This window comes from Meiothermus cerbereus, from assembly GCF_051297115.1.
GTDB lineage: Bacteria > Deinococcota > Deinococci > Deinococcales > Thermaceae > Meiothermus > Meiothermus cerbereus_A.
This window is the reverse complement of record NZ_JBEVAL010000078.1, coordinates 1-12,768: the sequence shown is the minus strand read 5'-3', so window position 1 is coordinate 12,768 and position 12,768 is coordinate 1. Positions and strand designations below refer to the sequence as shown.

General features: G+C 62.5%; 7 protein-coding genes. 1 reads left to right on the top strand and 6 read right to left on the bottom strand.

Annotation, left to right across the window (positions count from 1 at the left end):
• Positions 1 to 514: 514 nt before the first annotated feature.
• From dnaE to ABWU19_RS12650, 4 genes are all read right to left on the bottom strand, one after another.
• On the bottom strand, positions 515 to 3,685 hold the full coding sequence (gene dnaE, locus ABWU19_RS12665) for a DNA polymerase III subunit alpha (RefSeq protein ID WP_119358778.1): 3,171 nt from the start codon (positions 3,683 to 3,685) through the stop codon (positions 515 to 517).
• Positions 3,658 to 3,900, bottom strand: a complete 243-nt coding sequence (locus ABWU19_RS12660) for a hypothetical protein (protein ID WP_119358777.1) — start codon at positions 3,898 to 3,900, stop codon at positions 3,658 to 3,660. Before ABWU19_RS12660 ends, dnaE begins: the two co-directional genes overlap by 28 nt.
• Complete coding sequence (locus tag ABWU19_RS12655; RefSeq protein ID WP_119358776.1) at positions 3,900 to 5,084, bottom strand: hypothetical protein; 1,185 nt, start codon at positions 5,082 to 5,084, stop codon at positions 3,900 to 3,902. Before ABWU19_RS12655 ends, ABWU19_RS12660 begins: the two co-directional genes overlap by 1 nt.
• A 128-nt stretch (positions 5,085 to 5,212) precedes the next feature.
• The gene (locus tag ABWU19_RS12650; protein ID WP_119358775.1) at positions 5,213 to 5,854 is read right to left on the bottom strand and encodes a LexA family protein; all 642 of its coding nucleotides are present in this window, start codon (positions 5,852 to 5,854) and stop codon (positions 5,213 to 5,215) included.
• A 231-nt stretch (positions 5,855 to 6,085) separates the two neighbouring features.
• Between ABWU19_RS12650 and ABWU19_RS12645 the strand changes: the two genes are divergently transcribed.
• The gene (locus tag ABWU19_RS12645) at positions 6,086 to 6,835 is read left to right on the top strand and encodes a tyrosine-type recombinase/integrase (RefSeq protein ID WP_435902039.1); all 750 of its coding nucleotides are present in this window, start codon (positions 6,086 to 6,088) and stop codon (positions 6,833 to 6,835) included.
• 39 nt (positions 6,836 to 6,874) lie between these two features.
• Here ABWU19_RS12645 and ABWU19_RS12640 read toward each other — a convergent pair whose 3' ends face one another.
• Together ABWU19_RS12640 and ABWU19_RS12635 are read right to left on the bottom strand one after the other, a co-directional pair.
• Positions 6,875 to 9,280 carry a DEAD/DEAH box helicase family protein gene (locus ABWU19_RS12640; protein WP_435902038.1) on the bottom strand — a complete coding sequence of 802 codons (2,406 nt, stop codon included), beginning with the start codon at positions 9,278 to 9,280 and terminating at the stop codon, positions 6,875 to 6,877.
• Complete coding sequence (locus ABWU19_RS12635) at positions 9,277 to 12,705, bottom strand: DNA methyltransferase (protein ID WP_435902037.1); 3,429 nt, start codon at positions 12,703 to 12,705, stop codon at positions 9,277 to 9,279. The genes ABWU19_RS12640 and ABWU19_RS12635 overlap by 4 nt, the downstream gene beginning before the upstream one ends.
• Positions 12,706 to 12,768: the final 63 nt, after the last annotated feature.

Sequence of the window (12,768 nt, the reverse complement as noted above, 5' to 3'; positions counted from 1 at the left end):
GTCGCCCGTCTCCAGAAAAAAGAAGACCGAAATGGCCTCGATTCCAGGTGTGGCCTTCACGTTTGCAGACCTTGGCCCGTGCGCGTGCCGCGCGCTGCTCCGCACGCTCGAGGCGATCCGCCTCACGGCGCGCTAGCTGTGCCTGTCTCTCCTCCTCGCGTGCTGCGGCGATCTCGGCTCGGGTCAGGGGAGGACAGTCTGACCAGACAACCTGGCCACAGGACGAGCAGGCCCCGATCCACACCTCCACATGCTCATCCGAGTGGGGCGGTGCTTCTACAGGTGCCCGACGCATTGGTACGAGCGGGGTTAGGTAGTCAATGTAGACACCTCGCGTTTCTACCAAACGTTCATATTCGGCTCGCAGACGCTCTTCGCAAATAGGGCAATAGACGTGGGGGCCTAGCGTGCGCCAGAAGGGGTTACGCGACCGGCTCACCGGCTGGGAGATGCGCTCAACGTAGCGCCAGGTAGCAGGAAGGGAGGGTTTGCTCATACAGGATACCTGCCGTGCTCAGGAGCCTACTTCCAGTGTAGGCAGGGGCGCGGCTTGCTGGATAGGGGCGGGGGTAGTCTCCAGGGGAAGGCCCCAGAGCCGCTCTACCTTGAGGGCCAGCAAAGTACCGGCCCGCTCTACCACTCCCTCCACCACCAGCACCTGTGCGGTTTGCACCGTTCGACCGCAGCGCTCCCAGAGCTGGGGAGTCACGATGAGCTGGGCCAGTTGTGTCCCGTCCTCCACAACCACGAAAGCAAAACCTCGAGCCGACTCAGGTTTTTGCAAGAACTTGAAGAGGCCAGCGGTGCGCACCTGGGCTCCTTCCAGGCGTTGCAGCGAAACCAGGGGCTTGCAGCCCAGCTCGAGCAGCCTCGAGCGCATCAGATCCAGCGGGTGCAGGGCCAGTTCGGAGAAACCCTTGGTCTGGTAGTCCCAGGCCATGCGCTCGGGGAGTTCCAGGGGGGGCAGGGCTGGGGTGGGGGGCAGGGGAGCTTCCAGCAAGGGCCGTGCCCCTCCTGGGTGGGTCTGCAACAGAACCTGGGCCTGGTACAGCGCAGAGCGCCGATCCAGCAGGGCCTCGAAGGCCCCGGCCCGTATCAGGTTCATAAACACGTCGCGCGCCAGGGCCACCCGGGCATAGAAGTCCTCGAGGGAGGCGAAGGGGCGCTCCAGCCGCTCCAACAGAATCGCTTCCGCCAGGGTTTCCGACAGGCCGTGGACGGCAGTGAGGGGGAGGCGCACCCCTTTACCCTGGGGGGTCTTCTCACAGCGATAGTGCCTGCCGCTCTGGTTGATGTCCAGGGGCAGCACCACCACCCCCAGCTTGTGGGCCATCTGGCGCAGGGTATCGGCAGGCCAGAAGCCGGGCCGCTCGGTCATGAAGGCGGCCCAGTATTCCGCCGGGAAATGCAGCCGCAACCAGGCGCTGGCGTAGGCGTGCTGGGCAAAGGCGTGGGCGTGAGAGGCGCAAAAGCCGTAGCCGCGGAAGTCGGCCACCATCTGCCAGATGGCCTGGGCCTGTTCGCGGGTAGCGCCCAGGGTACGCTCAACGGCCTGAACAAATCGGGTAGCCTCTTCTTCAAGCTCTTCTTCCCCCTCGGCGCGGGCGATTTTCTTGCGCAGTCGCTCGGCCTCGGGCCAGCTATAGCCAGCGCAGTCGTGCAGGATGCGAAGCTGCTGATCCTGGTACAGCAGAACCCCCCGGGTCGGCCCCAGGATGGGGGCTAAGGCCGGGTGCACCACCGTCTCGGCCTCGAGGCCCTGGGCCCGCCGCAGGTAGGGATGCACGGTGCCCAACTGGATGGGGCCGGGGCGGATGAGGGCAATCTGGTGGGCCAGCTCGGCCCGGCTGCGGGGCTTTACCCGCAGGGAAGTCTGCATCTGGGCCGGGCTCTCGAGCTGAAAGAGCATCAGCGTATCGCCCGCTTCCAGCGCATCCCAGACTGCTGCCTCGTCGGGCAGACGACCCAGATCAAGCCATACCCCCTCGGTGCGATATACCTCCTCCCGGGCCCGTTCCAGCACGCCCAGCATCCGCAGACCCAGCAGGTCGCATTTGATCAGGCCCATCTGCTCGACCCCTTCCTTATCGAGTTGCAGGTGCAAAATCCCCCCGCTGCTTCGTTGCAGTGGGGAGTAATAGGTCAGGGGATGGGCAGAGAGCACCACCCCGCCGCTATGGGGGGCCAGGTGGCGCACGTGGCCCGGCTCGATCTGCTCTAAAAGCCAAAGCAGCACCTCCTTCAGCGGGCTGTTTCCCAGAACCTCGTCGAAGATGGCCTGGGCCCGACGGGCCTGGTGGGGCCGCCGGTGGCGGTGGTCGCGGCCCAGCAGTTTGCTGAGCAGGGTGCGCTGGTGCATGGGCAGATCCAGGGCCCGGCCCAGATCCTGCAAGGCAGAGGGCAACCGGTAGGTGATGTAGTTGGCGGTCATGGCCTCGCGGCGCTCCCCCCCAGCGAAGCGCTGCTCGACCCAGGCCAGCACCTCGTCACGGCGGTGAGAGGCCAGGTCAATGTCCACGTCGGGGGTGGAGCGCCGCCCGGCGTGCAGGAAGCGCTCGAAAAGGAGGTTGTGCTGGAGGGGGTCTACCTGGGAGATGCCCAGGGTGTAGCAGACCAGGCTGCCCGCGGCGCTGCCCCGACCAGCCGCCAGGATGCCGTGGGAGCGGCAGTAATCCATGATCTCGGCCTCGAGGAGGAAAAACCCCGCCATCTCCATCTCCTCCACCACTCCCAGCTCGTACTCCAGTCGGGCCCTCGCAGCCTCCCGCGTGCTCGAGGGATATAGCCGCTCCAGGCCGGTATAGCACCGCTGACGCAGGTAGGCCGGGGCCGAGAGCCCGGGCGGTAGCAGGGGCACTGCGGTCTCCAGGCGCTCGGGCAGCAGTTCGAAGGCACAGGCCTGGGCCAGCCGGGCGGTGTTGGCCAGGGCCTCGGGAAAGGGAAAGCGGTCGCGCAGCTCGGCCAGGGAGGGCAGGTACTGGGCATCGTTTCTGACTGCCTGGGGGTGCGGGGTGTGGACGCTGATGCCCAGACGGGCTGCGGTGAGGGCTTCGTGCAGCGGGTAGAGGGACTGGACCGCGTAGCGCACCTCGGGGGCCGCGACCACCGGTAAGGAGCATTCACGGGCGAAGGCCCACAAGGCCCGCACCCGCCGGTCGTCCTCGGGGTAGAACTCGTGGAAAAGCTGAACCCATAGCCGGTCTGGGAACGCCGAGCGCAGGGTGGAAAGCAGGCGGTGCAGAACCTCCGATTTGCGTGCAGCCAGCAGACGGCTGACCGGCCCGGCCCGACCCCCGCTGAGCAGGTGCAGGTCCTCGGCGTGGGCGAGCAGTTCCTCGAGTTCAACACACGGGGTGTCCCGCTGCCGGGCTCGGGTAATGAGTTCGCCGAGGTGGCCGTAGCCCCGCCGCGAGGCCGCCAGCAGCACCACCGGATAGATCTGCGAATGTACCCGGAGCGGCACGGTGGCCCCGGTGAGGGCCTGCAGGCCCAGGCTGTGGCAGGCCTGGTGCAGCTCCACCACGCTCGCCAGCGAAAGCCAGTCGGTCAGGGCCAGCGCCCCGTATCCGAGTTCGGCGGCCTGTCGGGCTAGCCGGGCTGGGCTGCTCACCCCACCCCCCTCGGAAAAGTAGGAGTGTACGTGCAGGGCCGCGGGCTTCAGTCGAGAATCCGCGTGAGCACCCATAGACCGCTTCCCTCCTGGTGGTAGACCTCCAGGGTCAGACCGCCCTCGACCTCGACCCACCAGTAGGCGCGGGGCCCCTCTCCTAGAAACCAGCGTCCCTTGCTGCGCCAGCGCTTCAACCAGCGCAGCACTAGCCGCCGGTAGCGGTAGACCACCGCCCCTGGCCGCCCGTCGGGGTGGGCCTCCACCGTAACCGCAAGACCTACCCGGCGCATCAGGGATCCCCTTCCAGCAGCCGAATCCAGACCGCGCGCTGATCGGCGGCCAGGGCGTAGGGGTCGAGCTCCCGCGCCTGTACCAGCGTCCAGGGGAACTGCTCGGCCACCGCCTGGATAGCCAGGCTTTGCGGGCGGCTTTCCCACAGGGCCCCCTGAACCCCAGGGCGGCGCAGGCTCGAGAGCTCGAGGGAGATCTGCTCGAGGGGTAGCCCCAGGGCGCCGGTGTCTTCCAGGGTCAGGCGGGCCAGGCGGTAGATGGGGTCGGCCTGCTGGAGTGGAACTTTGCTCTGGCGGGCCGCAGAATGCAGATTGCCGCAGGCCGTTGCGAGCACCTTTAGCCGGAAAGCAGCTTTGCCTTTGCCCTGGAGCGCACGGGATAGCTGCGCGGCCAGGTGCTTCAGTACCGGCTCGAACTCCCTGGGCTCGAGGGCGGCCTCGGCAAAGGGGTGTTCTACCCGCATGGTTTCAGGAAGCCGGGCACGGTTTACCTGGGAACTCCAGGGGCCCAACAGGTAGCGCTCGAGGGCCCCGTACTCCGGCAGCGTGCGCTCCAGCTGCGCTTTGCTCCATTGCCGCAGGTCGCCCAGGGTGTGCTGCCCCAGCTGCGCGAGCCATTCCAGGGAGCGCGCCCCCAGGCCCAGCCCCTTGAGCAGGTAGAGCGGCAGCCGATCCGTCCGGCTTTTCTCTTCGCCCGGTGGGACTGTCCGAACCCGGCCTGGGCGGGCGGACAGTGCGGCCAGCAGGGCGACCTCGCGGTACCGGGCGAAACCAACCCTTACCCTGTACACTTCTGCCAGCACCCGGGCCGCTGCCATGTCTACCCGCAACAGCAACCGTCCAGGACTGAGGAGCTCGACCCAGGGACTGAAGGCTGGCATCTCCTCCAGCAGCACCTCCCAGGTAGCGTGCAGCATTGGGGTTTCCAGTCGAATCAGGCGTAGCCCGGCCAGCCTGGCCAAAGCGACCGAACCCCGCATCCCCAGGTTTACCCCCGCTTTGCGCACCGCGGGGGTGGCCGCAACCACCCGATCCCCTAGTGTGACCGCTACGGGTTCTTCGGGCAGCCCAGGGTTCAGGCAGCGGGCCACATACAGCGGCCAGGGGTCGAACAGCAGGGCCGCGACCCCTTCGGTATAGGGGTGATGATCGAGCTCTGGACGATGAGAACGGCTTTGGGGCATGGGGGATTTCTGCTATACTGACAAGACCAATAGAAGACCGCTCCGGAGCATTGCCCTGGATGCTATGGGGGAGGGCGCGAAATGGCTGGCAGGCTGAACGCGCCCTCGAGTCGTGGGCTAGGAAAGGGTTACATAACCACCCCCAGGGTAGAGAGCAGTTGCTCGGGGCTTTTGCCACGCAACATGTATTCAAACACGCCCAGGAGGCGTAGCTCGCGGGCCGGTAGCTCCAGGCTGGGATAGTCGGGGTTGTGGGGCTCGAGCAAAGCTATATCCCCCTGAAGGGTTACATACTTGAGGCTGGCCCGGCCGGTCTCGCTGTCGATGACCGCGCAGATCTCCCGGCGGCGGGGGGGGCGGGCCACCCTGTGCACCACCACCACATCCCCAGCCAGAAAGAAGTCAGCCATCGAATCGCCATCCACCACCAGGGCGAAGGTGTCGGGGCTGCCCGGCAGCTCCAGCAGGCCCAGTTGCTGCTGCACAGCCGGGGCCATCGGCCCTGCTGCGATGTAGCCCAGAACAGGGATGCCCTGACCCAAAAGCAACTTTCCTTGCGGGGTGAGGATGATCTCGGAAGTGCGACCCTGGCCGCGCGAGATGACCTCCAGCAGCCCCTTGCGCTCCAGCGCAGTTAGGTGCTGCCGCAAGGCCTGGTAGGAGTAGCCCAGCGCGGCACTGAGCTCGGGCACACTGGGCATGCGCCCGAGTTTCCGCTTCAGCGCGGACATCTGCTGGACTACCTTCTGTTGGCCCCTGGAGAGTTGCATGGCATCCCTATACCTGTAAGGTTACAAGTATTTTCTCTGAGAATACGTGCAAGAACCACCTGGGGTCAAGGGTGGTGGCTAGACCAATCTTTGCTGAATCTCGCTGATGTGATCCTGCAACTCTGCCTAGCAAAAGCTTGTACCCAGATGTGCCTTTTTCAAGATCGGCGAGCGAGCAAGATTTCGCACAATACTCATACAGCGAACTTTTCCGGCTAGACTGAGGGGGTCATGGAGAGCGCAACCCCCCTCAAGCTGGCCGAAGTGCGCGGTAAAAAAGCGAAGGCGAACTCCGAACTCGAGGCCCTCATTGCTGAGACGGCCAAACTTTGGCGTAAGGCCCACCTGGACTATGACCAGAGCAAGTATGTGGTCGAGCGGGTGCGCCGCCTGCTGGAGCTCGACCCGCCCGCCAAGCGCCGCCGGGTGGTCGAGCGGCTCAGCCGCGAGGAGGTCGAGCGCCTGCTCGAGGCCGCCTACCGCCTCCACCCCAGGAAGCCGGTCTACGGCCTGATGCTCAAGACCCTCTTCTACACCGGAGTCCGGGTCTCGGAGTTCGTCTTTTTGCGGGCCCAGGATGTCCACCTCGACGGGGAGGCCCCCCACCTCTACGTCCACAAGGCCAAGAAGGACTCGGTGCGGTATGTCCCGATCCTGCCCGCCCTGGCCCAGGAGCTGCGGGTTCACCTGGCGGGGCGCACCCGGGGCTACCTCTTCGAGTCCAACCGCCATGAGCGCTACTCCCCCCGGGCCATCCAGAAGCTCATCCGGCGGGCCGCGCAGGAGGCGGGCATCGAGAAGCGGGTCTACCCCCACCTGCTCAGGCACTCGGTGGCGCAGATTCTCCTCGACCGGGGGATGCCCCTGGAGCAGCTGCAGAAGTTTTTGGGGCACCGGGACCTCAAGACCACCCAGATCTACGCCGAGAGTTCGCTGGAGCAGGTGGGAGAAAGCTACCGACGGGTGTTCAGAGGGGATTAGTTCTGTCGCTTTCCAAGGATGATTGTTCGAATATTGGCCTCATCCCCGCGTTCTCCCACCAATAGTCTCGAGGTCCTCCTGTTGTAGTTTGCCAGGCAGAATTTCTCTGGCCTGGGCATCGTTGAGCTCGCGCCTATAGTATTCGCTCAGGTATTTGCGAAGGATGGCCAGCACGGCTTGTTCGAGGGCTTTGGGACTCGCTAAGTCACCCTCGGAAGCAACCAGGCTGTACCAGCCCTGCTGCAAGACCTGCTGTAACTTTTTAGTGGAAAAGCTCAGATTGCCAATGCGCTCGGCCCTGGCGTAGATCAGCAGTTTCTGCCGCAAACTCACCCAGTCCAGCATGGCTAAGTGCTTGGGCTCCAAGGGTTGGCGCTGGCCTGCGGTCTGGCTTACCAGCTCCTGGTTTTCCAGCACGCTGATCCTGGCTGCCAAAGTGACGCTGGGCTTAGTGATGTTATCAGGTTCAAAAACCAGGGTGCGCGACTCAAAGCCGAAATTCTCAGGCAGCCGGGGCAGGGGTAGGGGTTTGGCGAGTGCCGATTGGTTGATTTGGAGTTCTAAATGTATCCGCTCCAGGTTGATTTCCTCAGATTGGATGGTTTCCAGAAAACGCTTTATGTAATTGGCGTTGAGACCCAGCACGTACAGGGTCTCCAGTCGTTTAACCTCATGCTTCCCTGAGCGCTTGAGCGAGTGGTTCTGCCCCAACAGCCGCACCCCCCGGCCAAAGAGCTGAATAATGAGGGGCCCCTGGTTCTTCCCGATGTTGAGCAGGGTCATGGTAGAGACCCGCCAGCTACTCCAGCCCTCTACGAACTTTCTGGAGCCTATGAGCACTTGAATGGGGCTGTTGGGCTGGTTGATCTGCTGAAAGAGGCTGTAACCATAAAGCGGGTTTTCCCCTACGGCCAGCTTCAGATTCTGCTCAAGCTGCTTCTTGAAACCCGCGGTGTCCCCGATGTTGATGACCCCGAAGTACTCTCTGGCTCCTGAGGTCTTCAGGCCAATCTCGCCCTGAGCGGGCATCAGGTGAAGCTCCAGGGCTCCGCGCCCTAGCATCACCGTCTCCAGCACCTCGTAGTAGAGCTGGCGCGGAGCCTGCGTTTGTAGCTCGGTCAGATGGGCTGCAAAAGGGTTGGAGTTGCCGATGAACTCTCCGCTGGTCACTGCACCCGCCATCAAGCCCTGGGCCCACTGAGGATCGTCCGTCAAGCGCTTGAGGAAGCGCACCACCTTGGCCACGTCGGCTAAGGTCTCGGCGTCTTCCTCTAACTCGCCCTCCTTGCCCTTGCTGCTCTTGATGACGGTGTGGCCCACGAACGTCCAAAGCGGCTTTTCCAAGTTGTACTCGCGGGCCCGGTTCCCCAGGCTCAGGTAATGCCTTAGCTGCACGTAGTAGAGGAGCAAGCCCCCCATTAACGCGGCTTCCTCCTCAGCGGTGGGGTTGAGGTCACCAGGGTTGGCTTCTATAGACTGAAAATCCTTGCCATACTGATCCTGGTAGAAGTAGCGGTACTGGTAGTCGGCAAGAATCCGCTTGCCGTACTCCCTTAACATCTCTCCACTCTTCAAGACCTGGGCAAAGGTAGCGCTGTACTCCAGGAGCATTCCCTTTTCGCTCAACCACTCACGGATTTGACGCCAGCCCTTGTCCAGGGAGGCGGTGCCCTTATGACCCTCATCGGCAAAGACCAGGTTGGCCTGTCCCAGGATGGGGTAGTAGAGCCCTTCAGTCTCTGTCTCGTCCTTAGCGCGTTTGTCGCGGAGCTTGGGCATATCCACCACCAGCACCGTACCGGGTAACACGCTGCTGGGGTTGTGCTTGACCTCGGTCAGGTAACGAGCCGGGATGCCGCTTCTTTCAAGATCTTGGCGGTGTTGTTCGGCCAAACCCGCGTTAGGAGTTAGCAAGAGGATGTTCCCAAACCCAGCCTCGGTGGTCAGGGCCTCTTTTTTGCTTCCGGCTTTAAAGTAGTGCAACAGCTGCCAGTAATGCACATGAAGGAGCAGGGTTTTACCTGCACCTGTGGCCAGGTAAAAGGCCAGGCGGCGCAAATCGGGCAGTGTGAACTGGGCGCGGTGTAGATCCGCAGCCTGAAATTCATTGAGCTCATCCACGTATTTCTCAGGATCGCCCGTCAGCTGATCCAAGTGGTACTCCGAGGCTAGAAGAGCAATATACTGGAAATACTTAAACCCCGCGAACTCTTTGCGACGGCGGGCCAGGCGGCTCTCGTACTCGCGCAGGTTGGCGTCATAGAGGGGGAGCCGCTGGGCCAAATCCGGGGTGGCCATGCCCAAGGCCGCGTTGAAGAACACCGTTTGCGCCCCGGTGGCCTGGGTGTCCTCCAGGGCCTGCCAGCTCCGCAATTCGTTGATGTTGCTAACCCGCAACTTGCTCAGGAAAAAGCGAGCCAGCACCAGATGAGCATCCAGGCTCACTTGGACCCCTCCATCATGGCGTCCAGAAGTACCTCCTCTAGCGCTTCAAAGGCAGCTATCGGGGGTGCATTGAGGATCACCCGGTGGCCGGGAAAAGTCTGTTCCAGCCAGACCCGCTCCGCATGCAAGTCAAGGTCGGGCTTGCGCTCGCGCAAGATTAGAGCAACCGGTTGTGCCTCATCGAGCGAGGTAGCGTACATGACCCTGTAGAGATGCCCGTTCGCTTCCATCTCCGCATAATTGCGGATTCTGAGCCCCAGCCAAAGCGCGGCTGTTTCCAGCCAATCCACTTCTTCTTCCCGGTAGCCTCCCTTTTCGGGCCGCTTGATCCGGATGGCTGCAGGATAGTGCCATTCGGTAAGCGCCTCTCCATTCAGCATGGGTCGTAGCAGCGTGGGATTCCCGTCTTGTACGACCTCGGCGAAGTAGGAGAGGAGATAGGCATTCTCACGGGTCAAGAACTCATGGGGCCGCTCCACCGCGCTCAGGTTTTCGGCATAGGCTGTCTCGCGCGGGGAAGGCTCGGTTTGTAGGTTGAACAGGGCGTCCTCGTAGCTCTCCAAGCGCAGCACCTTGACCAGGCGGGGTGAGCGTTCCATCCACTGGGGTAGGGGGCTCATCCCACCCTTGCTCTCTAAACCCGCCTGATAGACTTGGCCTTCCACTATAGGCTCCGGTTTGGGCCTTCCATCGGCCCAGGCGGGCGCATACATCACCTTCTGTACCCGCCGCAGCACCACGCTGTCGAAGTGGTCGCCCATCTCTACCAGGATGAACTTGCGTCTGCCACCATCTTCCCGGTTGAGCCGGATGACCGCGTGGGCGGTGGTGCCGGAGCCCCCAAAGTAATCCAGCACCATGCCCTCCTTATAGGGAGTGGTTTGCTGGAGCAGGCGCATGATGAGGCTGGTAGGCTTGGGGGCAAAAAACACCCCGGAGCGGCCGAACAGGGCCGAGGTCTCCTTCTCCCCGTCGCTATAGTCCACGATCACGCTTTTGCCCACGTTGGTCTCCACCTCGTGGAGAAAGCGCTTGATCCGAGGCACCTTCTGCTCATCCTGGCCCCAGACAATGCGGCCCTGGGCGTCCAGCTCTCTGAAAGAGCGGCCCTCCTCTAAATCTCTTTGCTCATAGGGTAACTTCCATCCACTTTTAGGGTGCGGTACGGGCCTGCCCGTGATGGAGTGAAGGGGCTTGTAGAAGCGGTAGTTGGGGCTGCTGGGATCCTTTGTACTGGCTGCTTGTTTCCCCGCTGGCATGGCCAAATTGTCCTCTTGCCACACCCATATGGAGGCGCGCTCCTCCCGCGCCCGTTCCTCGGGCACGAGCTCCCCCTTCGCATTCCGGTACTCAGCGCGCTTGTAGGGGTAGATCCCCTTCCAAGGATCGTTTTTCTTCTCCTCTTCCCACTTCAACCCCTGAGCCTCCACCTGCTGACGGTACTCGGCTTGGTGCCGCTGGTAGAGTTCGCGCAGGGCCTTTTCCACCTCGGATAGGGGCGGGTAGCTGGGGTTCAGTTCCTCGATGAGGGCCATCACCTCCTCGTAACCCGGCTTGGGTTCGCGGAACATCTGGGGATCGCTGGCCACAGTCGGCAGGTCTTTGGCCCAGACCAGTACGTACTCGTGGTTGGTGGAGTAGGTGGGCACCTGGCTGTTGGTGGTGTTCATGGCCCAGATGAGTTCTTCCACCTGGTTCCAACTGCCAAAGGTGTCCCGCAGCACGTGCTCTACGACCGTGCGCTCCTCGAGGTCAATGCTTACCAGCATCACCCCGTCTTTTCTCAGGAAGTCGCGAGCGGGGCGCACCCGTCCTTCCATGAGCGTAGCGAAGGTGGCGTGCTTAAAGCCATTCTTATAGGGGATTTCCGAGGACTTCGTATTGTAAGGGGGATCAATGTAGACCACCTTAACCTGCTCACGCCAGCGGGCTTCCAGGGTGCGGAGGGCGCCATAGTTTTCCGCGTGTACCAGGACCCCGTCAGTAGCCTCGTCCAGATCCCAGTGCTCGCTCAGGGCCGCCAGCAGCTTCCGAGCAAAGCCGGGGTTGAAGTTGCCGGTAAAGACCGGCAGGGAGGGGTGGGTCTCAAGGATTTGCTGGTTGATCTCGGCGAAGCCCATATCGTCCCGCCAGTACCGGATTTGCGCCTCGTTTGCCAGAATCTCCGGCCACAGGCTCTGGGGGATGTGGCGAATAGGCACGATGTAGTCCGTGCGGTAGACCAGACGCTTTTTCTCGAAAAGCTGGGTTTGGATGCGCTCGAGCTGGCCCAGGAAGCGGATCAGGTCCTGGGTGATCCCCCTGAAGGCTTTGAGGGTGGCTAGGCGGCGGCGCAACAGGCGGTCGTCCTCCAACTCGGCGTGGCGCAGGGCCTGGGATTTGGTGAAGTAGTCCAGCTCGGCCTGAAGGAAGTCCTCGAGGTGGGGGTGGATGAAGAAGTCCTTGCTGCCCAGGGCGCTAAAGTGGCGGGCCCGGCGGTAAAGCAGGCTTTTGCCGTTGTCGCCGGTGTTCTCCAAGGCCGCCCGAAGGTCGGGATCGGGGATGGTGGCCAGCACGGCGGGTAGGGCGGCCTCGAGGATCTTCTCCTGACTGGCGGGGTCGCCCTCCCTCTTGCTTCGGTAGTCAAAGGGAATGGTCAGGGCATGGCCCTCGAGCTTTACCTCAGGCTTGGGGAAGAAGTAGCGGGAAGCCCGGTTGTTATCCCTGACGGCTTCTACATGGGCCAGGACGAACTGCACCGTAAAGGTTTGGGGCTCGAGGCCCTGGGTTTCTACCCTGAAGCTGTAGTTTTTCAGGTAGGTGTCGCTCTTGGCATAGTGCATCCCACGGGTAGGCCAGTGGAAGTACACATCCTCACCACGGTAGACCGCACCGGGGAAGTCCTGGGGTAGCGGCGCTAAGCCGCGATCCCCGTATGACTCAATGGCATAACCCTCACCGTAAGAAAAGCGCGGCTGGGGGATGAAGTCACCCTCATCGTAGTAACGGCGAAAAAAATCATGAACGAGCAGGAGCACGTCGTTGACCTGGTTCTCTGCGAGTACCTGTTCGCCTAGGATGCTACGAATCTGGCGAATCCGATCAATCAGGTTACCAATCTGCCCACCGGCCTGGGCCAGGGTATCGGCAATGGGGGTCAGGGTACCGTCAGGCTCAATGGCATTGGGTGTCAGTTGCCTGAGCTTATCCGTCGCTGCTTTGAGCTCAGCCTCGAGATCAGCTTTGGCCTGCTGGCTCAAGGCGTGGATGTGGTTATACAAGCGCTCAGGTAGTTCTTTGGCAAAGTAGTCCTCGATAGCTCTACGGCGCTGTTTCAGCAGCCGGTAGAGGCCAAAATCAAGGTCGGCCAGGTCAAGCTGGAATAGCTCGCTCAGCAACACGCGGAACTTCTGATAGCCCTCGAGGTGTTCCAAAGGATGTGCCATATGTCACAAGACTCCTTTCGTGGATGCTCCGCATTTCAATGCGGAGAGGAAACGAAAGCCGAG